Source organism: Pseudomonas sp. Irchel s3a12 (assembly GCF_900187485.1).
Lineage (GTDB): Bacteria > Pseudomonadota > Gammaproteobacteria > Pseudomonadales > Pseudomonadaceae > Aquipseudomonas > Aquipseudomonas neuropathica.
The window spans coordinates 37,596-59,346 of record NZ_FYDN01000021.1 but is presented as its reverse complement, the minus strand read 5'-3'; the positions used below and the strand labels follow the sequence as shown (position 1 = coordinate 59,346).

The window sequence follows — 21,751 nt, the reverse complement described above, 5'->3', positions numbered from 1 at the left end:
CCGACAAGCCACAAATCAGTGCACGCTTTCTGCCGCGCCCGTTTTCGTGCATTCATCCATTGATCTTGTAGCTCTCCTCACCTTTTAAAACACTTGTTCGGGACTCTGGTTCGGAAATTGCTACTTTCTATAGGTCGTACGCGTTCCAGTAACAATAATTCTGCGCCACAAGCGCTCATATTGGTTCTTAGGGATTGAATAATGAAAAAAGCATTGCTGACCCTTTCTGCACTGGCGTTGTGCATGGCCGCTGGCTCCGCGCTGGCCAAGGAATACAAAGAGCTGCGCTTTGGCGTTGACCCTTCGTACGCACCGTTCGAGTCGAAAGCGGCCGACGGCAGCCTGGTGGGCTTCGACATCGACCTGGGCAACGCGATCTGCGCCGAACTCAAGGTCAAGTGCAAGTGGGTTGAAAGTGACTTCGACGGCATGATTCCGGGCCTCAAGGCCAACAAATTCGACGGTGTGATCTCGTCGATGACCGTGACCCCGGCCCGGGAAAAAGTCATCGACTTCTCCAGCGAGCTGTTCTCCGGCCCGACCGCCTATGTGTTCAAGAAAGGCTCCGGCATCACCGCCGACGTTGCGTCGCTGAAAGGTAAAACCGTCGGTTACGAGCAAGGCACTATTCAGGAAGCCTACGCCAAAGCCGTGCTGGACAAGGCCGGCGTGAAAACCCAGGCCTATCAGAACCAGGATCAGGTGTACTCCGACCTGACCTCCGGCCGTCTCGATGCGGGCATCCAGGACATGCTGCAAGCCGAACTGGGCTTTTTGAAGTCGCCACAGGGCGCCGACTATGACGTCAGCAAGCCAGTCGACAGCGAATTGCTGCCAGCCAAAACCGCTGTCGGTATTAAGAAAGGTAACACTGAGCTGAAAGCGCTTTTAGATAAAGGTATCAAAGCGTTACACGATGACGGCAAATATGCCGAGATTCAAAAGAAACACTTTGGCGATCTGAATCTGTACAGCGGCAAATAATGCCCCGGCGCCCATCCTCGATGGGCGCCTTTTCCATCCGCTCAGGTTGCTGATTTATGTTCGAAAACCTATTACAAAATCTGGGGCTCGCAGCCTTCAGCCTCAAGGGTTTTGGCCCGTTGCTGTTGGAAGGCACCTGGATGACCATCAAATTATCGGCGTTGTCGCTGCTGGTGGCCGTTTTGCTCGGCCTGCTCGGCGCCAGTGCCAAGCTGTCAAAAGTCAAACTGGTGCGCCTGCCCGCCCAGCTCTACACCACGCTGATTCGCGGGGTGCCGGATCTGGTGCTGATGCTGCTGATTTTCTACAGCCTGCAAACCTGGCTGACGTCCCTGACCGATTACCTGGAATGGGAATACATCGAAATCGACCCGTTCAGCGCCGGGGTGCTGACCCTGGGTTTTATCTATGGCGCGTATTTCACCGAAACCTTCCGTGGCGCGATCCTCGCCGTGCCGCGCGGTCAGGTTGAAGCCGCCACCGCATACGGTCTCAAACGCGGTCAGCGCTTTCGCTTTGTGGTGTTCCCGCAAATGATGCGTTTCGCCCTGCCGGGCATCGGCAACAACTGGATGGTGATGCTCAAGGCCACTGCGCTGGTGTCGATCATCGGTTTGGCCGATCTGGTCAAAGCCGCGCAGGACGCCGGTAAAAGCACTTATCAACTGTTCTACTTCCTGGTTCTCGCCGCGTTGATCTATCTGCTGATCACCAGTGCCTCGAACTTCATCCTGCGTTGGCTCGAACGCCGCTACGCCGCCGGTGCCCGGGAGGCCGTACGATGATCGAACTTCTGCAGGAATACTGGCGCGCCTTCCTTTATACCGACGGCCAGAACATCACCGGTCTGGCGATGACGCTGTGGCTGCTCAGCGCCTCGATCTTCATTGGTTTCCTGGTGTCGATTCCGCTGTCGATCGCGCGGGTTTCGCCGCACTTCTACATTCGCTGGCCGGTGCAGTTCTACACCTACCTGTTCCGTGGCACGCCGCTGTATATCCAGTTGCTGATTTGCTACACCGGCATTTACAGCTTGGCCGCCGTGCGTGCGCAGCCGCTGCTCGACAGTTTCTTTCGCGATGCGATGAACTGCACAATCCTCGCCTTTGCCCTGAACACTTGCGCCTACACCACGGAAATTTTCGCCGGGGCGATCCGCAGCATGAACCACGGTGAAGTCGAGGCGGCCAAGGCTTACGGGCTGACTGGCTGGAAACTGTATGCCTACGTGATCATGCCGTCGGCGCTGCGCCGTTCGTTGCCGTATTACAGCAACGAAGTGATCCTGATGCTGCACTCCACCACCGTGGCCTTCACCGCGACCATCCCCGACATCCTGAAAGTTGCGCGGGACGCCAACTCGGCGACCTTCCTGACCTTTCAGTCGTTCGGCATCGCCGCGTTGATCTACCTGACCATCACCTTTGCGCTGGTCGGCCTGTTCCGCCTTGCCGAACGCCGATGGCTGGCCTTCCTCGGGCCGACTCACTAGGCCCATCTCAGGAATAAAGAGATAAAAAATGCGCCACCTGATTCATGACTTGCTGGCCCCGCTGCCGGGGACCGCACGACAGATCCACAGTTTCCACTTCGGCCCGGAGCAGGCCAAAGGCAAGGTCTACATTCAGTCCTCGCTGCACGCCGATGAATTACCCGGCATGCTCGTGGCCTGGCACCTCAAGCAGCGTCTGGCGGAGCTGGAAGCCGCCGGGCGCCTGCGCAGCCAAATCGTGTTGGTGCCGGTGGCCAACCCGGTCGGCCTCGAACAAGTGCTGATGGACGTGCCGCTGGGCCGCTACGAACTGGAGAGCGGGCAGAACTTCAACCGCTGGTTCGTCGATCTCAGTGAAGAGATCGGCAACGCCATCGAAGGCAAGCTGAACGACGATCCGCAACACAACCTCGAACTGATCCGCACACATCTGCGCGACGCCCTCGCCCGCCAGACCGCCAGCACGCAACTGCAATCCCAGCGTCTGACCCTGCAACGGCTGGCCTGCGACGCGGACATGGTGCTCGACTTGCACTGTGATTTCGAATCGGTAGTGCACCTTTACACCACGCCCGAAGCATGGCCGCAGGTCGAACCGCTGGCGCGCTACATCGAAGCCCAGGCGAGTCTGTTGGCCACCGACTCCGGCGGTCAGTCGTTCGACGAATGCTTCACCCTGCTGTGGTGGCAACTGAAGGAGCGCTTCGGCGAACACTTCGAGATTCCGCTGGGCAGTTTTTCAGTCACCGTCGAGTTGCGCGGCCAGGGTGACGTCACCCATCCGCTGGCCAGCCGCGACTGCCAGGCGCTGATCGACTATCTGATCCAGTCCGATGCGATCGTTGGCGAGACCAAATCGCAACCACCGTTGCCGTTCCCCGCCACGCCGCTGGCCGGTGTGGAACCGGTGACCACCCCGGTCGGTGGGCTGCTGGTGTACACCGCCACGGCGGGTCAATACCTCGAAGCCGGGCAACAGATCGCCGAAATCATCGACCCGATCCACGACCGGGTCACCCCCATTCATTGCACCAGCGCCGGCGTGATGTACGCCCGCTCGCTGCGACGCATGGCCACTGCCGGCATGGTCATCGCCCACGTCGCGGGCGCTGAAGCCTATCGCAGCGGCTACCTACTTTCGCCTTGAGGATGTCTGTCCCATGTACAAACTGACCGTTGAAGGCCTGCACAAAAGCTATGGCGACCATCAGGTGCTCAAAGGCGTTTCGCTCAAGGCCAAGACCGGCGACGTGATCAGCCTGATCGGCGCCAGCGGCTCGGGCAAAAGCACCTTTTTGCGCTGCATCAACTTTCTCGAACAACCTAACGATGGCGCCATGAGCCTCGATGGCCAGGCGATCCGCATGGTCACCGACCGCCACGGCATGCACGTCGCCGACGCCGATGAACTGCAGCGCCTGCGCACGCGGTTGGCGATGGTGTTCCAGCACTTCAACCTGTGGAGCCACATGACCGTGCTGGAAAACATCACCATGGCCCCGCGCCGGGTGCTGGGTTGCAGCAAACAGGAAGCCGACGAACGTGCGCGGCGTTATCTGGACAAGGTTGGCCTGCCGGCACGAGTGGCCGATCAATATCCGGCGTTTCTCTCAGGCGGTCAGCAACAGCGCGTGGCGATTGCCCGGGCGCTGGCGATGGAACCGGAGGTAATGCTGTTTGATGAACCGACCTCGGCGCTCGATCCGGAATTGGTGGGGGAAGTGTTGAAGGTGATTCAGGGGCTGGCTGAAGAAGGTCGGACCATGATCATGGTGACCCACGAAATGAGCTTCGCTCGTAAGGTTTCCAGCCAGGTGTTGTTCCTGCACCAAGGCTTGGTGGAAGAAGAAGGCGCCCCCGAAGAAGTGCTCGGCAACCCGAAAAGCGAACGCCTCAAGCAATTCCTCAGCGGTAACCTCAAGTAGCCCACGTTCCCCTGTAGGAGCTGCCGAAGGCTGCGATCTTTTGATCTTGTTTTGTAGAGATCAAGATCAAGATCAAAAGATCGCAGCCTTCGGCAGCTCCTACACGGTCACCCTGATTAAACCTTTCGCCAACTGATGTGGTCACTGGAAGAACACCTCCAGAGCGCGCGCAGCCCGCATGGCGAAATCTTCCGACCTTGCAACAACCTGGTTCAGCGCCCGCAACTGGAAGCCGTTCGCCTTTCAGAAACAGGTCTGGGCGGCGGTGAAAAACGGCCAATCCGGTCTGCTCCACGCCAGCACCGGCGCCGGTAAAACTTATGCGGTGTGGTTTGCCGCGCTCAATCGCTTCGCCAAACCCGCCGCTGTTGTTGAAACCCCACGCAAGCGCAAACCACCGGCCGAACCGCTGACCGTGCTGTGGATCACGCCCATGCGCGCCCTCGCCGCCGACACCGCTCGCGCCTTGCAAGCGCCGGTAGATGATTTGCAGATCCCATGGAGCATCGGCCTGCGCACCGGCGATACCAGCAGCAGCGAACGCGCCCGGCAGAGCCGGCGCCTGCCGACCACGCTGATCACCACCCCGGAAAGCCTGACCCTGCTGCTCGCCCGCGCCGATGCCCAAGTGGCGCTGGCGAGCCTACGCATGATCGTCGTCGATGAATGGCACGAACTGCTGGGCAACAAGCGCGGCGTGCAACTGCAACTGGCCCTCGCCCGCCTACGGCATTGGCAACCCGAACTGATCGTCTGGGGGGTGTCCGCCACTCTCGGTAATCAATCCCACGCCGAACAAGTGCTGATCCCACAGGGCGGCGGCGTCAGCATTCAGGGACAAAGCGAAAAAGCGCTGAAGGTCGACACTCTCCTCCCACCGGCCATCGAGCGTTTTCCATGGGCCGGACACATCGGCCTGAAGATGCTGCCGCAAGTGGTCGCCGAACTGGAGGCCTGCGCCAGCAGCTTGGTTTTCACCAATACCCGAGCGCAATCGGAAATCTGGTATCAGGCGCTGCTGGAGGCACGGCCGGACTGGGCCGGGTTGATCGCTTTGCATCACAGTTCGCTGTCTCGCGAGACTCGCGACTGGGTCGAGCAGGCCTTGAAAGACGGACAACTCAAAGCCGTGGTCTGCACCTCAAGCCTGGATCTGGGCGTGGATTTCCTGCCAGTCGAGCGCGTGCTGCAAATCGGTTCGGCCAAAGGTGTCGCGCGCCTGATGCAACGCGCCGGTCGTTCAGGCCACGCGCCGGGACGCACCTCGCGAGTAACGCTGGTGCCGACTCACAGCCTTGAGCTGATCGAAGCCGCTGCCGCCCGTGATGCCGTCGAACAACGGCGTATCGAACCACGCCAGTCACCGCACAAACCGCTGGATGTGCTGGTCCAGCATTTGGTCAGCATGGCCCTCGGCGGTGGATTTTTACCCGATGAGCTGTACGAAGAAGTCCGTGGCGCCTGGGCTTATCGTGACCTGACAGCTGCTGACTGGGCCTGGGCGCTGGCTTTCGTACGCCATGGCGGGATGTCTCTGACAGCCTATCCGGATTACCGCCGGGTCGAGCCAGACGAGCACGGCGTCTGGCGAGTGCCGGATGCGCGATTGGCGCGGCGCCATCGCATGAGCATCGGCACCATCGTCAGTGACGCGAGCATCCATCTGAAATTCTGGAGCAAGGGCGGCGGTGGCAAACAGTTGGGCAGTGTTGAGGAAGGTTTCATCGCGCGGCTTAAACCGGGTGACGGTTTTCTCTTCGCCGGGCGTTTGCTGGAGTTGGTGCGAGTGGAAAACATGACCGCTTACGTCAAACGCAGCACCGCGAAAAAAGCCGCCGTGCCGCGCTGGAATGGCGGGCGCATGCCGCTTTCCAATGAGCTCGCCGCCGCCGTCGTCAGTCGTTTCAGCGCGGCCGCGCAGGGTGAGTTTGTCGGGCCGGAAATGCACGCATTGCGGCCGTTACTGGAAACGCAGATGCGCTGGTCTGGACTGCCCACCACCGAAAACCTGTTGGCCGAGGTGCTGAAGTCCCGCGAAGGCTGGCACCTTTTCCTCTATCCCTTTGCCGGGCGCCAGGTGCATCTGGGACTGGCGAGCCTGTTGGCATGGCGCGTCAGTCAACAGCAGCCTGTGACGTTTTCCATCGCGGTGAACGATTACGGCCTGGAATTGCTCAGCGCCACGCCGATCGACTGGGCCGAGTATTTGAATGCCGATCTCTTCAATGCCGATGATTTATTAGCGGACGTTCTGGCCAGTCTGAACGCAGGCGAACTGGCCTTGCGCCGTTTTCGCGAGATCGCGCGGATTGCCGGGCTGGTCTTCGCCGGCTACCCCGGCGCACCGAAAAGCACCCGACAGGTGCAGGCGTCCAGCGGACTGTTTTTTGAAGTGTTCAAACAATACGACGCAGATAATCTGTTGCTGGCCCAGGCCGGGGAAGAAGTCCTGCGAGAAGAACTGGATATTCAGCGTCTGGAGCAGACATTGGACCGGATCAATCAGATGAAACTGGACGTGCATCAGGTTAACCGTCCTACACCACTGGGCTTCCCGCTGCTGGTGGAGCGCATGCGCGAAAGCATGAGTTCGGAAAAACTCGCTGATCGCATCAGGCGAATGGTTGGTGATCTGGAGAACAGCGCAGACAAGGATAAATCCTCATGAGTTCAGGCTACCCAGTACGCCTGGCCGGCGAAGAACTATGGCTTTTGCCGGAAAAAGCCCTGTACTGGCCCGCGCAACAGGTCCTGCTAATTGCCGATGTGCATTTCGGCAAAGCGGCGGCTTACCGTAGTCTGGGTCAACCGGTTCCGCACGGCACCACGGCGAGCAATATCGCAGTGATTGATCGGCTGCTGGCGAAGCTGCCCTGCCGGTTATTGATCTTTCTCGGTGACTTCCTCCACGGGCCCGGCTCTCATGCGCCAGGTACGCTGGACGCGCTGGCACAATGGCGCGCGCGCCACGCTGATCTGCCGATGACACTGATTCGCGGCAATCATGACAAACGCGCCGGTGATCCACCTGAATCGCTGAATATCCGGGTGGTGCCGGAACCGCTGCTGCTCGGGCCGTTCGCCTTGCAGCATGAGCCTGATCCGCACCCTGAAAGGCACGTGCTGGCGGGTCACGTACACCCGGTCTATCGGCTGCGCGGCAAGGGTCGGCAAAGCTTGCGACTGGCGTGTTTCAGGCTCGGCGAACGCCTCAGCCTGCTACCGGCATTCGGCGCCTTCACCGGCGGCTATGCGGTCGAGCGCGAAGAGAGTTGCAGGATTTTCGTCATCGGCGATAACGAAATATGGCCAGTCAGTTGAAGTCCTTGCAGACCTCATCTGACTGGCCATTGGTTTTCAATGCAGATCAGGCAACCGGTGCCGGTGGCGGCTCGTCCGGAAGCGTCGGTTCGCCAGGCTCGGTGGGTTGTTCGTTGGGGGTATCGGGATCGGGCTGTCCGGGAATTCCGCCGGCCATGCTCAGTGGCGGATGCGCCAACAAGGACCAGGCCAATACGCCAATCTGATTGGGCTCGAGCCTTGCCAGTTCGGCAGTGATTTGCGGATCGATCTTCATAGGGCACTCCTCGGCGAAGGCCCGTTTTGCCGAAAGCAAAAACGGGCAGTACACCCCATAGAGTGTCTGCCCGCCAAAGAATTCCCGCGATCTGTCGGATGGACCGATCAGGTGCGCGGCAAGGTCACGCCACGCTGGCCCTGGTACTTGCCACCGCGATCCTTGTAGGACACTTCACATTCCTCGTCGGATTCGAGGAACAGCATCTGCGCCACGCCTTCGTTGGCGTAGATTTTCGCCGGCAGGTTGGTGGTGTTGGAGAACTCCAGGGTCACGTGGCCTTCCCACTCAGGCTCAAGCGGCGTGACGTTTACGATGATGCCGCAACGCGCGTAGGTGCTTTTGCCCAGACAGATGGTCAGCACATTGCGCGGAATGCGGAAATATTCGACGGTGCTGGCCAGGGCGAAGGAGTTCGGCGGAATGATGCAAACGTCGCTGTGGACGTCGACGAAGCTGCCCGGATCGAAGTTTTTCGGGTCGACGATGGACGAGTTGATGTTGGTGAACACCTTGAAGTGATTGGTGCAGCGCACGTCGTAGCCGTAGCTCGACACACCGTAGGAGATCACTCGGCTGTCATCGCTGCCGCGCATCTGGCGCTCGACGAACGGCTCGATCATGCCCTGTTCCTGCGCCATGCGGCGAATCCACTTGTCCGATTTGATGCTCATGGCGGGGTGTCCTGAATAGCGAGGTGGAAAAATTCTGTCCGGCATCTTACCGGGCGCGCCGCCCGGTTCAAAGTGCGCGGTGCAATTCTCGCCGAACACCCATGAAATACGGGCTTTGGCGACGAACCGTCACACCGCCGATCCCGAAAACAGAGAAACCTTCGCAAGAAGCATTGGCACTTCTCGGAAACTGGGTTAAGGTGGCGTCACTGTGTTGCTTGTGTCACTGAGAATCTCTACACGATATGTTGAATTTCGATCCAACCATCTACAAGAATTTTTCCTGCTCTTTGCACTCAGTCTCGGCCAGGGTTCTTCCTGAGTCGCAGTTATCTTTGTTCAAGGAGTTACACCATGTCTAATCGCCAAACCGGTACCGTTAAGTGGTTCAACGATGAAAAAGGCTTCGGCTTCATCACTCCACAATCCGGTGACGACCTGTTCGTTCACTTCAAAGCTATCCAATCCGACGGCTTCAAAAGCCTGAAAGAAGGCCAACAGGTTTCTTTCATCGCTACCCGCGGTCAGAAAGGCATGCAAGCTGAAGAAGTACAAGTTATCTAACTTGTAGCTTCTTTAGAAAAGAGCCCCGCCCTTAAAAGCGGGGCTTTTTTGTGGGCGCCTCTTTTCCGGGCGTAAAAAAAGATCGCAGCCTTCGGCAGCTCCTACAGGATGTACATCAATTCTCTGTAGGAGCTGCCGAAGGCTGCGATTTTTTGTGGGTGCCTTACCAGGCCACGCCAAACCCGGCGGTATAACGGGTCTTGTTCAGATCGGCATCGTTGGTGCCGCTGATGATGTCGCGTTCAGCCTTGAGGTTGAGCGATGCCCAGTCGGTGACCTTGTAGCGCAGCCCCAATTCAGCATCCAGCGCGTAATCGGCGACACCGGACAGCGGCTTGCCCACTTCACCGTTGGTGAAGAACTCGACTTTCTTGCCGATCAGGTAACGGTTGTAATCCCACTTCATCGCGACAGAATAGAAGTTGTCCTTGCTGCCATCGCGATACTCGTAGTCGGTGCGGTTAAGCAGCGAGCCCAGCGAGAACGCGCCCAACTCGTCATCCCAGAACTGATAGCCGGGACCGGTACCGACCACACGCTGGCGTGCCAGCTCTTCGATGTGATCACGCTTGTAGTTCAGACGGCCCTGCCAAAACCATTTATCGGTCAGGAAGCGGTCGAGTGCGTACTCGGCGCGCCAGTTATTGGTAGTGGTCTCGTCGTCTTGCACTTCGCGGTTGTACTCACCTTCGGCGGTATGACGCCAGCGACCATGACGCGCCGTGGTCTTGAAGCCGACATCGTAGTCATCGGTGTCTTTCTCGGCGCGTTGATAATCCAGCGCCAGGTCGACATTGCCCTTCCACACCAGATCTTCGACCACCGGTTTCGGCTTGAGAATCTGCTGAATGCTCGCCAGCTCAACGGTTTTCGGCGCCTCACCATTGGCCAGGGTGACCTTGCCATCTTCGGCAGCCGTCAGCGACTTGGACACTTCACCGCTGTAGGCATCCTGCTTGACCAGCAAGTGCTGATCACTGTCCAGCGTCTTGACCTCTTTCCAGTCAATGGTGACCGCACCGGCGTATTTGGTCTGGATCAACAGCTTGCCGCCATCGAACACGGTGATGGTGCCGCTCAACTTGTCACCGTTCTTCAACCAGACGGTGTCGGCAAGCAGGGGCGTGGACGCACTGAAAACAGCAAGGCACAGCAGAGATCTGGACAACATAAGCAAATCGAAGGCTCAAGTTTGCGAAAAAAGGTCGGCATTATCCGTAGGAATAAGACCCTGACAAGGACTGACCGGACTATTTCCGATGAGTTCATTTCTCAATTGCGCGATCACCGATTACTCTGAAAGCCATCAAACTGTTCATGCTCAGGAACCGCGCACGTGAAAGACCCGCTCGACAGCGTTGAAAACGATGCGCAAATCCGACGCACGGCGCTCTACTCGACGCTCGCCCAAGTGCCCGAAGGCAAAGTCGTCAGCTATGGTCAGTTAGCTGAACTGGCCGGATTGGGGCGCGCCGCCCGCTGGGTCGGCCGCACCTTGAGTCAGTTACCCGGCGATACAAAGCTGCCCTGGCACCGCGTGCTGGGCGCCGGCGGTCGGATCAGCCTGCCGGTGGGCAGCCCGTCCGGCGATGAACAGCGGGCCCGATTGCGCATGGAAGGCATCACCGTCCTGAACAATCGTGTGGATATTCAGCGCCATGGCTGGCGTCCGGTAGAGCACAGCGGTTAGAGTGCGCGCTTTGTTTCCGCAATCTTGAGGCAGACTTCAGCCCATGCCCCGTAAAACCTGGCGCGCCGCGCTAGCCGCTTATGCCAGTCCTTCGACGCTCGTGCTGTTGTTGCTCGGTTTCGCCGCCGGCCTGCCGTACATGCTGGTGTTCTCTACGCTATCCGTCTGGCTGCGTGAAGCCGGTGTCGCCCGTGAAACCATCGGCTACGCCAGCCTGATCGGCCTGGCCTATGCGTTCAAATGGGTCTGGTCACCTTTACTCGACCAATGGCGCCTGCCGTTGCTGGGCAAACTTGGCCGTCGCCGTTCGTGGCTGGTGCTCTCACAAGCCCTGGTCATCCTCGGCTTGATCGGCATGGGTTTCTGCGACCCGCAAAAGCACCTGTCCTGGTTGATCGCCATTGCTGTTGTTGTCGCCTTCGCCTCCGCCACCCAAGACATCGCGGTCGACGCCTATCGCCTGGAAATCGCCGAAGACAACCGCCAGGCCGCCCTCGCCGCCAGCTATATGTCCGGGTATCGCGTGGCTGCACTGCTGGCCACTGCTGGTGCGCTGTTCTTCGCTGAGGGCTTCGGCTCCACTGGCTTCAACTATCAGCATTCGGCCTGGGCCGGCACCTACGCGCTGTTCGGTGCACTGATGATTCCCGCGCTGCTGACCACGCTGTTCATGCGCGAGCCGCCGGTGCCGCTACGCACTCAGTTACAGGCCGGGCGTTACACCTTCATGCACCAACTGATGTCGGTGTTTGTGCTCATCGTGTTGCTGGTCTCGGTACCGGCGATGTTCACCCAGCTCTACAACACTGATTTCGCCAGCGTACTGTTCGGCGGCATGAGCCCGCTCGACCTGCTGCTCGAAGACCGCGCGTTCCTGCGTGCCATTCTGTATACGCTGCTGACCGGTCTGTGCCTGTCGACCATGGGCCGTCGCGGCCTCGCCCCGGTGCTGACGCCGGTCAACGACTTCATTCTGCGCTATCGCTGGCAGGCACTGCTGTTGCTCGGCCTGATCGCCACCTATCGAATGTCGGACACGGTGATGGGCGTCATGGCCAACGTGTTCTACATCGATCAGGGTTTTACCAAGGATCAGATTGCCAGTGTCAGCAAGATCTTCGGCCTGATCATGACGCTGGTCGGCGCCGGCATGGGCGGCCTGCTGATCGTGCGCTTCGGCATTCTGCCGATCCTGTTCATCGGCGGCGCGGCCTCGGCAGCCACCAACCTGCTGTTCGTCATGCTCGCTGACATGGGTCCGAACCTGCAGATGCTGATGGTGACCATTTCCCTCGATAACTTCAGCTCCGGCCTGGCGACGTCGGCGTTCGTTGCCTACCTGTCGAGCCTGACCAACCTGAAGTTCTCGGCCACGCAATACGCGCTGCTCAGCTCGATCATGCTGCTGTTGCCGCGCCTGATGGGCGGGTATTCCGGTGTCTTGGTGGAAAAGTTCGGCTATCACAGCTTCTTCCTGATCACCGCTCTGCTCGGCGTGCCGACGCTGATTCTGATCGCGTTGCACTGGTTCCAGGAAAGCCGCCGCGAAGGCCCGACGCCAACGCCCGAGCCTGTGCCGACGCCGGTCGCAGAAGAATCGTAAGACGTTTCGGCAACGGCGGGAGGAATCTCGCCGTCGTGCCTCCCCACTGACCTCACGCCTGTACGTCGGCAAATCTCGCCGGTACACTGCGGAGTCATTTCCAGTCATAGCAACCGACAACGGCCAACCATGCGCACCAGTCAATTTTTGCTCGCCACACAGAAAGAAACGCCTTCCGACGCGGTCGTGATCAGCCACCAGCTGATGCTGCGCGCCGGCATGATCCGCAAACTCGCCTCGGGCCTGTACACCTGGCTGCCCATGGGCCTGCGAGTCATGCGCAAGGTTGAAGCCATCGTTCGCGAAGAGATGAACGCTGCCGGTTCTCTGGAAGTGTTGATGCCGAGCACCCAACCGGCCGAGCTGTGGCAGGAATCGGGGCGCTGGGAAGAGTACGGCCCTGAGCTGCTGCGCATCAAAGACCGCCACGGTCGCGACTTCTGCGCGGGCCCGACCCACGAAGAAGTGATCACCGATCTGATGCGCAACGAGTTGAGCAGCTACAAACAGTTGCCGATCAACCTGTACCAGATCCAGACCAAATTCCGTGACGAAATCCGCCCACGCTTCGGTTTGATGCGTGGCCGTGAATTCATCATGAAAGATGCTTACTCGTTCCACGCTGATCAGGCATCGCTGCAGGTCACCTATGACCGCATGCACCAAGCGTACTGCAACGTGTTTACCCGCTTGGGCCTGAAATTCCGTCCGGTTGAAGCCGACAACGGTTCGATCGGTGGTGCCGGTTCGCACGAATTCCACGTACTGGCCGAATCCGGCGAAGACGACATCGTCTTCAGCAACGGCTCCGACTACGCGGCGAACATCGAAAAAGCCGAAGCCGTGCCACGCGAAACTTCGCGCCCTGCTCCGACCGAAGAGCTGCGCCTGGTCGATACGCCAGACACCAAAACCATCGCGGCGCTGGTGGAAAAATTCAATCTGCCGATTGAAAAGACCATCAAGACCCTGATCGTGCGCGCCGAAGAAGAAGGCAAGCTGATCGCACTGGTCATCCGTGGCGACCACGAGCTCAACGAAATCAAGGCTGCCCAGCAACCTGGCGTAGCCAGCCCGCTGGTCATGGCCACCGATGCCGAACTGCGTGACGCCATCGGCGCCGGCGCCGGTTCGCTCGGCCCGCTGAACCTGCCGCTGCCAATCATCATCGACCGTTCGGTCGAGCTGATGAGCGACTTCGGTATCGGCGCGAACATCGACGACAAGCACTACTTCGGCGTGAACTGGGAGCGTGACCTGCCAGTTCCGACCGTGGCTGACCTGCGTAACGTGGTCGCTGGTGACCCAAGCCCGGACGGCAAGGGCACGCTGGAAATCAAGCGCGGTATCGAAGTCGGGCACATCTTCCAGCTTGGCAACAAGTACAGCAAAGCGATGAAGTGTGAAGTGCTGGGCGAGAACGGCAAGCCAGTCACCCTGGAAATGGGTTGCTACGGCATCGGCGTGTCTCGCGTGGTGGCTGCGGCCATTGAGCAAAACAACGACGCCAACGGCATCATCTGGAGCGACACCCTGGCGCCGTTCCAGATCGCTCTGGTACCGCTGCGCTATGAAACCGAGCAGGTGCGCGAAGCCACCGACAAGCTGTACGCCGAACTGACAGCCGCCGGCTTCGAAGTGCTGCTGGACGATCGCGACAAGAAAACCAGCCCGGGCATCAAGTTCGCGGACATGGAGCTGATCGGCATTCCACACCGGATCGTGGTCAGCGACCGCGGTCTTGCCGAAGGCAACCTGGAATACAAGAGCCGTACCGAGCCGGAAGCGCAAGCGCTGCCGGTCGCCGATGTGGTGTCCTTCCTTCAGGCCCGTATCCGCCGCTGAAACCAGATAGAGACGTCATGTTCAAGCGAAACACCTTAGGCCTAGGTGGCACCGCCCTGTGCGGTGCCCTGCTGGTCAGCGGCTGTGCCAATCACATGTCACAACGCAGCGAGCACGAAGAGCGGGTCGAGCGAAAGTTGCTCGACCACAGCCTGCAGATCGATGTCGGTGAGCCTAAGGAGCTTGAGCTGCCGCAGCGACGCGTAAAGATCAACGAGCAGAAGACCTTCGAAGTCACCGAGTTCGAAGTGACGCGTCGCTACGATCGCTACACGCCTTACCAGCCTTGGCGGGAGATCTATGAGATTCCGCTGGGCGCGGTAGCCGTGGTGGGCGGCATCGGCGCCAACGTGGTCAATGTGTTCGCCCTCGGCAACTTGCCGGACAGCGTCACCAGGGACTGGCTTAGCTATGGTTTTGCCGGGCTCAACCCGTTCATGAACGCGCAGTCCAACGGTCGCGCGCAACAGAACCTGGCCGGCATCGATGAAGTCCAGCGCGACAAGCGTACGGAGTATTCGAGCCTGCCGTGGAGCGAACGTCCGGTGCAGGTCAAGGCTGGCAAACAGACCTTCGACATGACCACTGATCGTAACGGTGTACTGCGCCTGAACCTGCTCGACAGTCCGTTTGCCGAAAATGACCTTAATCATGTCGGCAAACTGCAGATCAGCGTCGAAGACGCCAAGGATGACGTGCACTCTGACTCATCGCTGGTGATCAGCAGTCATCTGCGTGGCAAGTTGCTGGAAGCGCACGGGCTGATTTATGACGACCTGGAAGACGACGAAGTGAGCCAGTGGGTGCTCCGGGTCAAACGTCTGTCGGAACTGGGTCTGGAAGAAGAGGCCAGCGAGCTGGAACAAAGCCTCATCGAACTGACGCGTAACGATCCTGAGTTGCAGGCTGAGTTTCTCAAGTCGCTGACCAAGGATGCCGGACGTCTGGTGGCGGATCCGGGACCGAATTAAGGCCCCATAAAAGATCGCAGCCTTCGGCAGATCCTACATTGGAACGCGTTTTCCTGTAGGAGCTGCCGAAGGCTGCGATCTTTTGACTTTAACGTTCAAACAACTCCATCTGCTCAAACCCACCCCGCAAATCCTCCAGCCTTACCCCAACCCCCAACAACCGCACCGGTTTCCCGCCGCGATTGAACGCCTGCGTCAGCATCAACTGATAACTACCCAGATCCCGCCCTGCCCCGGCCTGCTCGAGTGTCGTCTGGGTAAAGTCATGAAACTTCACTTTGACGAACGGCTTGCCCGGCCGATAACTGCTGTCGATCCGCGCCATACGGGTTTTCAGGGTTTCGAGCAGTTCGGGCAATTTATCCAGGCAACTGCGCAGATCCGGCAGATCAACGTCGTAGGTATTTTCCACACTGATCGACTGACGCCGACTGTCGTTGTGCACCAGCCGGTCATCGATCCCACGGGCCAGACTCCACAGTCGCTCGCCAAAACTGCCGAACTCGCGCACCAGCGCCAGCTTGTCCCACTCGCGCAAGTGCTGGCAGTCGACGATCCCCAGCTTGCCGAGCTTGTCGGCGGTGACCTTGCCGACGCCGTGCAACTTGCTCACCGGCAAACCGCTGACAAACTCCTCCACCTGATCCGGCGTAATAACGAACAAGCCGTTGGGCTTTTTCCAGTCACTGGCGATTTTTGCCAGAAACTTGTTCGGCGCCACGCCCGCAGACACGGTGATGTGCAATTGATTGGAGACCCGCCGGCGAATGTCTTGGGCAATGCGTGTGGCACTGCCGCCGAAATGCGCGCTATCGGAAACATCCAGATAAGCCTCATCCAGCGACAGCGGTTCAATCAGGTCGGTGTAGTCGCTGAAGATCGTGTGTATTTCTTTCGACGCTTCGCGATAGGCGTCCATGCGCGGCTTGACGATGGTCAGGTCCGGGCACAGCTTCAAAGCATGTCCCGAAGCCATCGCCGAACGCACGCCATAGGCCCGCGCTTCGTAATTGCAGGTGGCGATCACCCCGCGCCGGTCCGCCGAACCACCCACCGCCAACGGCTTGCCGGCCAGACGCGGGTCATCGCGCATCTCGATGGCAGCGTAGAAACAGTCGCAGTCAATGTGGATGATTTTTCGCTGAGTCATGTCAGAAAAGGAAACGTGGCGAACCGGATCGGCAGTATCTCACTGACACCTGTATATAGCACCAGTGGTATGAATGTTCTTTCCAAGCGGTAGGAAATGTCCTTTGAATTTATTTTCTCAATCGACGAGCGGCCGCCAATAGAGCTGAAAGCCTTGCCCCGCCTGACCTGTAGCGTGACAAACACCCGTAAAAATGCGCTAACCGATTGAACCTCAACAGATTTATCCAGATTGCGGGTTGACACCCCTGCGTTCCTCTGTAGAATGCCGACACACAGACGCGGGATGGAGCAGTCTGGTAGCTCGTCGGGCTCATAACCCGAAGGTCGTCGGTTCAAATCCGGCTCCCGCAACCAAACATCAAAAAAGGCTACTCGAAAGAGTGGCCTTTTTTGTGCGCGTCTGTTTTGTCGATTTCCTCTTCTTATAAAGAAGCGATCGCCAAACAGGAATTCTTTGCATTTCCGAAACTTAACGCATCAGCTGCGACCGTTTGACGCGAATGCACACTTATTTGACCCTTTATGGGATTAGCGGTTGACACCTCGCCGTTCGCCTGTAGAATGCCGCCACACAGACGCGGGATGGAGCAGTCTGGTAGCTCGTCGGGCTCATAACCCGAAGGTCGTCGGTTCAAATCCGGCTCCCGCAACCAAACATCAAAAAAGGCTACTCGAAAGAGTGGCCTTTTTTGTATCTGTTGAAAAAGTCCTTTCGCAACAATGATCTGTCACTGTGCAGTGAACCGCTTGGGATCTTCAGAAGTACTCACTTGCGACTATGCTTGAGTCGCAGGCAAGGCCTCTGCAATCCAGGAACTGCCCTCGCCGATGCCCGGTGAGAGGCGTAGTATTTTGTGATTATTTTTTTCTACAGGGATTGGTAACTTGGCTGGATACCTCCATCCTGTCGCGCACAATCCAAGAGGTGATTGATGCGCGCCAACTCGTCTGATCCACAAGACACCGTCACAGCGGAACACCCGATCAAACCCGAGCGCCTGCGCTTGCTGGATCGGTTGAGCAAATACCGTCAGCCCATCGGGCTGGGGGTCACCTTGCTGTTGTTCGCCATTGCGCTGATTGCCTGTCGTCATCTGCTCGCCGAACTCGATCTCGATGCGTTGCACGACTCGATTCTTGACGTGCCGAAACCCGCCCTGCTCGGCGCCTTCGGCGCGACCGTGGTCGGCTTCATTATTCTGCTTGGCTACGAATGGTCGGCCAGTCGCTATGCCGGCGTGACCTTGCCGCCGCGCACATTGGCGCTGGGCGGCTTCACCGCGTTTGCGATTGGCAATGCGATCGGTCTGTCGCTGCTGTCCGGCGGTTCGGTGCGCTACCGTTTATATGCACGATTGGGTCTGGGGGCGTCGGAAGTCGCGCACATGACCTTGTTCGCCAGCCTGTCGCTGGGTTGCGCCCTGCCGCCACTGGCTGCATTGGCAACGCTGAGCGACCTGCCTGCTGCCTCTCAAGCCTTGGGTTTGTCCGAAGGTCTGCTCGGCACAGTCGCCACTGTCGTGCTGGCGCTTGGCGCAGTACTGGCTGTTGGCATCTACCGTCGGCGCCTGCCGGAACAACCGTTGCGCGACAACCTGCTGGTCAGGGTTGGCCGCCGCACGTTGCGCTTGCCGGGGCGTCGCCTGACGTTCCTGCAACTGATCATTACCGCCCTCGACGTTGCCGCTGCCGCGACCGTTCTCTATCTATTGCTGCCGGAGGCGCCGCCGTTCGGCGCATTCCTGCTGGTGTACCTGTTGGCATTGGCTGCCGGTGTACTCAGTCATGTACCCGGCGGCGTCGGTGTGTTCGAAGCGATTCTGCTGGCCGCTTTCGCCGACACGCTAGGTGCCGCACCACTGGCCGCGGCGCTGCTGCTGTATCGCCTGATCTACGTGGTGTTGCCGCTGCTGGTGGCCTGCGTATTCCTGCTGATCAACGAAGGTCAGCGCCTGTTTCAAACCCAGACCATGCGCGCCGCGTCTGGTCTGGCCGCGCCGATTCTGGCGGTGTTGGTGTTCCTGTCCGGCGTGGTGCTGCTGTTTTCTGGTGCGACGCCCGAGATCGATACACGTCTGGAACACATCGGCTTTCTGATCCCGCATCGTCTGGTCGACGCCTCGCACTTCGGCGCCAGCCTGATCGGCGTGCTCTGCCTGATGCTGGCCCAGGGCCTGCGCCGGCGCCTGTCGGCGGCGTGGATGCTGACCACCATTCTGCTGCTGGTCGGCGCCCTGCTCTCGCTGCTTAAAGGCTTCGACTGGGAAGAAGCGACGCTGATGACCCTCACCGCAGCCTTGCTCGGTGTGTTCCGTCGCTCGTTCTATCGCCCGAGCCGCCTGACCGAACTGCCCTTCTCCCCCCTGTATCTGGTGGCCAGCCTCTGTGTGCTGGGCGCTTCGACGTGGCTGCTGCTGTTCGCCTATCAGGACGTGCCGTACAGCCATCAACTGTGGTGGCAGTTCACCCTCGACGCTGACGCCCCGCGTGGCCTGCGTTCGCTGCTTGGCGCTGCCGTGCTGTTGCTGGTGATCGCGCTGACCTGGCTGCTGCGCACCGCGCGCCCGGTCATTCACCTGCCAACGCCAGACGAACTCGATCGTGCGGCAAAGATACTGATGGCATCGTCGCAACCCGACGGTGGCCTCGCGCTGACCGGTGACAAGGCGTTGCTGTTTCACCAGAACGACGAAGCCTTCCTGATGTACGCACGCCGTGGCCGCAGCCTGGTGGCGCTGTACGACCCGATCGGCCCCGGCCAGCAACGCGCCGAGATGATCTGGCAGTTCCGCGACCTTTGTGACATTCACCACGCTCGCCCGGTGTTCTACCAGGTGCGCGCGGAGAACCTGCCGTACTACATGGACATCGGCCTGACCGCGATCAAACTCGGCGAAGAAGCCCGGGTCGATCTGCTTCGCTTTGACCTGGAAGCCAAGGGCAAAGAGATGAAGGACCTGCGTTACACCTGGAACCGTGGCACCCGCGACGGCTTGTCGCTGGAAATCCACGAACCGGGCCAAGCGCCGATGGATGAGCTGAAAGTGATTTCCGATGCATGGCTGACCGGCAAGAACGTGCGTGAGAAAGGCTTCTCCCTCGGCCGATTCAGCGACGATTACCTGAAGCATTTCCGCATCGCGGTGATTCGCTTCGAAGGTCGCCCGGTGGCATTCGCCAACCTGCTCGAGACTTACAGCCATGACCTGGCCAGTCTCGACCTGATGCGCGCGCACCCGGACGCCCCCAAGCTGACCATGGAATTCATGATGGTCGGCCTGATTCAACACTATAAGAGTCACGGATACGCGCGCTTCAGCCTGGGCATGGTGCCGTTGTCGGGGTTGCAACCCCGGCGTGGTGCACCGCTGACCCAGCGTCTGGGCTCGATGGTTTTCCGCCGTGGTGAGCAGCTGTACAACTTCCAAGGTTTGCGCCGCTTCAAAGACAAGTTCCAGCCTGACTGGGAACCCCGTTATATGGCCGTGCCCGCCGGACTTGATCCGCTGGTGGCGCTGGCCGACACTGCTGCCCTGATCGCGGGCGGCTTGACTGGATTGGTGAAACGCTGATGATTCAACGCTCCCTGAAGTACATCCTGGCCGCACTGATCGTGCTGGCCGTGATTGCCGGCGGCGGTTTCTGGTACCTCAAACGTCCGGCACCAGAACCGACGCTCGAACCTGTTACGGCGGCAGACGGCACCGTTTTGACCCGCGTCATCCCCGGCACCAAACCCAAGGCGCAGGTGCTGGTCGCGGTCAACGACGACCAGAAACTCTCTGAAAAACAACTGACCACCCTGAGCCGCAGCGCCTCGGCGCAAATCGTTCAGGTGATTCTGCCCAAGGACTGCCTGCTGCAAAGCCGCGCCCTGCAAACCGGTCTGCGCGAACTGAACGGCCCGGCTACGCTGGTCAGCGGTATCGGCCCCGGCGCGGTACTGGCCTGGCGTTGGTTGTCTGAGCAAAAGGACGACAAGGCCCAAGCGATTTCCGTGGACCTGGCGCTGGAAAAACCCGGCTGCACTCACCTGTTGCCGAAATCCGCCGCCCACGGCCACTGGCTGGTGGCGTGGAACGACAACCCGGACGACGCCAGCGCAGGTTTCGTGCGCGATCAACCGAACGCCGAAACCAGCATCAGCGACTACGACATCAACCTGCCGCAAGTGCTGAACAACGAACTGCGCAAGATCCTCGTCGGCGGCGACAAGGCCAACGGCGGTCTGGCGATCCCGGTGGTTGAAGTGCCGGCCGGCCAGGCCAAAGACACCGTGACCCTGTTCCTCTCCGGTGACGGCGGCTGGCGCGACCTCGACCGCGACGTGGCCGGTGAAATGGCCAAGATCGGCTACCCGGTGGTAGGCATCGACACCCTGCGCTACTACTGGCAGCACAAGAGCCCGGAGCAAAGCGCACTGGACCTGACCGAACTGATGCAGCACTACCGGCAGAAATGGGGCACCAAGCGCTTCATCCTCACCGGTTACTCGTTCGGTGCCGACGTGTTGCCGGCAATCTACAACCGCCTGCCAGAAACCGAGCAGCAGCGCGTCGACGCAATCATCCTGCTGGCCTTCGCCCGTACCGGCAGCTTCGAAATCGAAGTCGAAGGCTGGCTGGGTAACGCCGGCAAAGAAGCCGCCACCGGCCCGGAAATGGCCAAGCTGCCAGCGGCCAAGGTCGTGTGCATCTATGGTGAAGAAGAGACGGATGAAAGTGGCTGCACCGACAAGACGGCAGTCGGAGAGGCGGTGAAACTGCCTGGCGGCCACCACTTCGACGAGAACTACCCGGCGCTGGCCAAGCGTTTGGTGGACTTGATCGAGAAGCGCCAGAGCAAGGACTCGGTCGCCGAAGAGTGATCTGAGCCACGCCCACAAAAAGCCCCCGCAACTTCACAGTTTCGGGGGCTTTTTACATTCCAGCGGCCACGAAAATCCCCTGTGGGAAATCCCCTGTGGGAGCGAGCCTGCTCGCGAAGCGGTGGGTCAGTTTACAGATTCGTCGACTGACACTACGCCTTCGCGAGCAGGCTCGCTCCCACAAGGGAATTGCGCTGGATCAGCGGTTTTGTGCCAAGGCTCGTAAATCTCTTGACTCTTCAGGAAGCTAAAAACGCCAAGTGTCCACATTCCATAAAACGTGGACACCTGCTTGATTGGCATTATCGAATCGTCAACTCCACACTCATTCATCTGCTGAACAAATACCCGCAAAACCGCCAGCAACGTTTAGTTTCGTTTACTTCTGGTCTCGCAATATCAGATGA

Annotated in this window: 18 protein-coding genes and 2 tRNA genes; 16 read left to right on the top strand and 4 right to left on the bottom strand. The window is 59.4% G+C overall.

From position 1 onward, the window contains the following. Positions 1-201: 201 nt before the first annotated feature. From CKW14_RS27860 to pdeM, 7 genes are all read left to right on the top strand, one after another. Positions 202-984 (top strand): transporter substrate-binding domain-containing protein, encoded by a 783-nt coding sequence (locus CKW14_RS27860; protein WP_007918608.1) that lies wholly within the window; start codon positions 202-204, stop codon positions 982-984. Positions 985-1,040: 56 nt separating this feature from the next. Next, entirely contained in the window at positions 1,041-1,769 is a 729-nt protein-coding gene (locus tag CKW14_RS27855; RefSeq protein ID WP_095049115.1) for an ABC transporter permease, read from the top strand. Beyond that, positions 1,766-2,476 (top strand): ABC transporter permease, encoded by a 711-nt coding sequence (locus tag CKW14_RS27850; protein ID WP_016986412.1) that lies wholly within the window; start codon positions 1,766-1,768, stop codon positions 2,474-2,476. Before CKW14_RS27855 ends, CKW14_RS27850 begins: the two co-directional genes overlap by 4 nt. Positions 2,477-2,504: 28 nt before the next feature. Then, on the top strand, positions 2,505-3,623 hold the full coding sequence (locus CKW14_RS27845) for a succinylglutamate desuccinylase/aspartoacylase family protein (protein ID WP_095126541.1): 1,119 nt from the start codon (positions 2,505-2,507) through the stop codon (positions 3,621-3,623). Positions 3,624-3,636: 13 nt separating this feature from the next. Beyond that, on the top strand, positions 3,637-4,401 hold the full coding sequence (locus CKW14_RS27840) for an ABC transporter ATP-binding protein (protein ID WP_095049113.1): 765 nt from the start codon (positions 3,637-3,639) through the stop codon (positions 4,399-4,401). 178 nt (positions 4,402-4,579) lie between these two features. Then, positions 4,580-7,069, top strand: coding sequence for a ligase-associated DNA damage response DEXH box helicase (locus tag CKW14_RS27835; RefSeq protein ID WP_095126540.1), 2,490 nt, complete (start codon positions 4,580-4,582; stop codon positions 7,067-7,069). Then, on the top strand, positions 7,066-7,722 hold the full coding sequence (gene pdeM, locus CKW14_RS27830; RefSeq protein ID WP_093436351.1) for a ligase-associated DNA damage response endonuclease PdeM: 657 nt from the start codon (positions 7,066-7,068) through the stop codon (positions 7,720-7,722). Before CKW14_RS27835 ends, pdeM begins: the two co-directional genes overlap by 4 nt. Before the next feature lie 46 nt (positions 7,723-7,768). Here the strand turns inward: pdeM and CKW14_RS27825 are convergent, their stop codons facing one another. Both CKW14_RS27825 and dcd read right to left on the bottom strand, forming a co-directional pair. Continuing rightward, positions 7,769-7,978 (bottom strand): hypothetical protein, encoded by a 210-nt coding sequence (locus CKW14_RS27825; RefSeq protein ID WP_007918615.1) that lies wholly within the window; start codon positions 7,976-7,978, stop codon positions 7,769-7,771. A gap of 107 nt (positions 7,979-8,085) precedes the next feature. Continuing rightward, positions 8,086-8,652, bottom strand: coding sequence for a dCTP deaminase (gene dcd, locus CKW14_RS27820; protein ID WP_093436360.1), 567 nt, complete (start codon positions 8,650-8,652; stop codon positions 8,086-8,088). 354 nt (positions 8,653-9,006) lie between these two features. Here dcd and CKW14_RS27815 point away from each other — a divergent pair, with 354 nt between their 5' ends. Then, positions 9,007-9,216: a cold-shock protein gene (locus CKW14_RS27815; protein WP_002554837.1), complete on the top strand. Its 210-nt coding sequence runs from the start codon at positions 9,007-9,009 to the stop codon at positions 9,214-9,216. A 163-nt stretch (positions 9,217-9,379) separates the two neighbouring features. Here the strand turns inward: CKW14_RS27815 and CKW14_RS27810 are convergent, their stop codons facing one another. Beyond that, entirely contained in the window at positions 9,380-10,387 is a 1,008-nt protein-coding gene (locus CKW14_RS27810; protein ID WP_095049110.1) for a DUF481 domain-containing protein, read from the bottom strand. Between the two features lie 165 nt (positions 10,388-10,552). Between CKW14_RS27810 and CKW14_RS27805 the strand changes: the two genes are divergently transcribed. The 4 genes from CKW14_RS27805 (at position 10,553) to CKW14_RS27790 (ending at position 15,325) form a co-directional block, all read left to right on the top strand. Further along, positions 10,553-10,906 carry an MGMT family protein gene (locus CKW14_RS27805; RefSeq protein WP_016985281.1) on the top strand — a complete coding sequence of 118 codons (354 nt, stop codon included), beginning with the start codon at positions 10,553-10,555 and terminating at the stop codon, positions 10,904-10,906. Positions 10,907-10,949: 43 nt separating this feature from the next. Beyond that, positions 10,950-12,509 carry an AmpG family muropeptide MFS transporter gene (locus CKW14_RS27800; RefSeq protein WP_095126539.1) on the top strand — a complete coding sequence of 520 codons (1,560 nt, stop codon included), beginning with the start codon at positions 10,950-10,952 and terminating at the stop codon, positions 12,507-12,509. Between the two features lie 129 nt (positions 12,510-12,638). Beyond that, positions 12,639-14,354, top strand: a complete 1,716-nt coding sequence (locus tag CKW14_RS27795; protein WP_093436373.1) for a proline--tRNA ligase — start codon at positions 12,639-12,641, stop codon at positions 14,352-14,354. Positions 14,355-14,371: 17 nt separating this feature from the next. Continuing rightward, positions 14,372-15,325, top strand: coding sequence for a hypothetical protein (locus CKW14_RS27790; protein WP_095126538.1), 954 nt, complete (start codon positions 14,372-14,374; stop codon positions 15,323-15,325). 88 nt (positions 15,326-15,413) lie between these two features. Here the strand turns inward: CKW14_RS27790 and dinB are convergent, their stop codons facing one another. Then, entirely contained in the window at positions 15,414-16,475 is a 1,062-nt protein-coding gene (dinB, locus tag CKW14_RS27785; RefSeq protein ID WP_095049107.1) for a DNA polymerase IV, read from the bottom strand. 279 nt (positions 16,476-16,754) lie between these two features. Here dinB and CKW14_RS27780 point away from each other — a divergent pair. The 4 genes from CKW14_RS27780 to CKW14_RS27765 all read left to right on the top strand — a co-directional run bounded on the left by CKW14_RS27780 (position 16,755) and on the right by CKW14_RS27765 (position 21,344). Then, positions 16,755-16,831 (top strand) — tRNA-Met (locus CKW14_RS27780). Positions 16,832-17,053: 222 nt separating this feature from the next. Beyond that, positions 17,054-17,130 (top strand) — tRNA-Met (locus CKW14_RS27775). A 279-nt stretch (positions 17,131-17,409) separates the two neighbouring features. Then, positions 17,410-20,049, top strand: coding sequence for a bifunctional lysylphosphatidylglycerol flippase/synthetase MprF (gene mprF / locus CKW14_RS27770; protein ID WP_095049105.1), 2,640 nt, complete (start codon positions 17,410-17,412; stop codon positions 20,047-20,049). Beyond that, positions 20,049-21,344 (top strand): virulence factor family protein, encoded by a 1,296-nt coding sequence (locus CKW14_RS27765; RefSeq protein WP_095126537.1) that lies wholly within the window; start codon positions 20,049-20,051, stop codon positions 21,342-21,344. Before mprF ends, CKW14_RS27765 begins: the two co-directional genes overlap by 1 nt. Positions 21,345-21,751: the final 407 nt, after the last annotated feature.

What these genes read in the sequence shown, in the direction of transcription:
- CKW14_RS27860 (WP_007918608.1), top strand. Translation starts at nt 202, where the DNA reads ATGAAAAAAGCATTGCTGACCCTTTCTGCACTGGCGTTGTGCATGGCC.
- CKW14_RS27855 (WP_095049115.1), top strand. Translation starts at nt 1,041, where the DNA reads ATGTTCGAAAACCTATTACAAAATCTGGGGCTCGCAGCCTTCAGCCTC.
- CKW14_RS27850 (WP_016986412.1), top strand. Translation starts at nt 1,766, where the DNA reads ATGATCGAACTTCTGCAGGAATACTGGCGCGCCTTCCTTTATACCGAC.
- CKW14_RS27845 (WP_095126541.1), top strand. Translation starts at nt 2,505, where the DNA reads ATGCGCCACCTGATTCATGACTTGCTGGCCCCGCTGCCGGGGACCGCA.
- CKW14_RS27840 (WP_095049113.1), top strand. Translation starts at nt 3,637, where the DNA reads ATGTACAAACTGACCGTTGAAGGCCTGCACAAAAGCTATGGCGACCAT.
- CKW14_RS27835 (WP_095126540.1), top strand. Translation starts at nt 4,580, where the DNA reads ATGGCGAAATCTTCCGACCTTGCAACAACCTGGTTCAGCGCCCGCAAC.
- pdeM (WP_093436351.1), top strand. Translation starts at nt 7,066, where the DNA reads ATGAGTTCAGGCTACCCAGTACGCCTGGCCGGCGAAGAACTATGGCTT.
- CKW14_RS27825 (WP_007918615.1), bottom strand. Translation starts at nt 7,978, where the DNA reads ATGAAGATCGATCCGCAAATCACTGCCGAACTGGCAAGGCTCGAGCCC.
- dcd (WP_093436360.1), bottom strand. Translation starts at nt 8,652, where the DNA reads ATGAGCATCAAATCGGACAAGTGGATTCGCCGCATGGCGCAGGAACAG.
- CKW14_RS27815 (WP_002554837.1), top strand. Translation starts at nt 9,007, where the DNA reads ATGTCTAATCGCCAAACCGGTACCGTTAAGTGGTTCAACGATGAAAAA.
- CKW14_RS27810 (WP_095049110.1), bottom strand. Translation starts at nt 10,387, where the DNA reads ATGTTGTCCAGATCTCTGCTGTGCCTTGCTGTTTTCAGTGCGTCCACG.
- CKW14_RS27800 (WP_095126539.1), top strand. Translation starts at nt 10,950, where the DNA reads ATGCCCCGTAAAACCTGGCGCGCCGCGCTAGCCGCTTATGCCAGTCCT.
- CKW14_RS27795 (WP_093436373.1), top strand. Translation starts at nt 12,639, where the DNA reads ATGCGCACCAGTCAATTTTTGCTCGCCACACAGAAAGAAACGCCTTCC.
- CKW14_RS27790 (WP_095126538.1), top strand. Translation starts at nt 14,372, where the DNA reads ATGTTCAAGCGAAACACCTTAGGCCTAGGTGGCACCGCCCTGTGCGGT.
- dinB (WP_095049107.1), bottom strand. Translation starts at nt 16,475, where the DNA reads ATGACTCAGCGAAAAATCATCCACATTGACTGCGACTGTTTCTACGCT.
- mprF (WP_095049105.1), top strand. Translation starts at nt 17,410, where the DNA reads ATGCGCGCCAACTCGTCTGATCCACAAGACACCGTCACAGCGGAACAC.
- CKW14_RS27765 (WP_095126537.1), top strand. Translation starts at nt 20,049, where the DNA reads ATGATTCAACGCTCCCTGAAGTACATCCTGGCCGCACTGATCGTGCTG.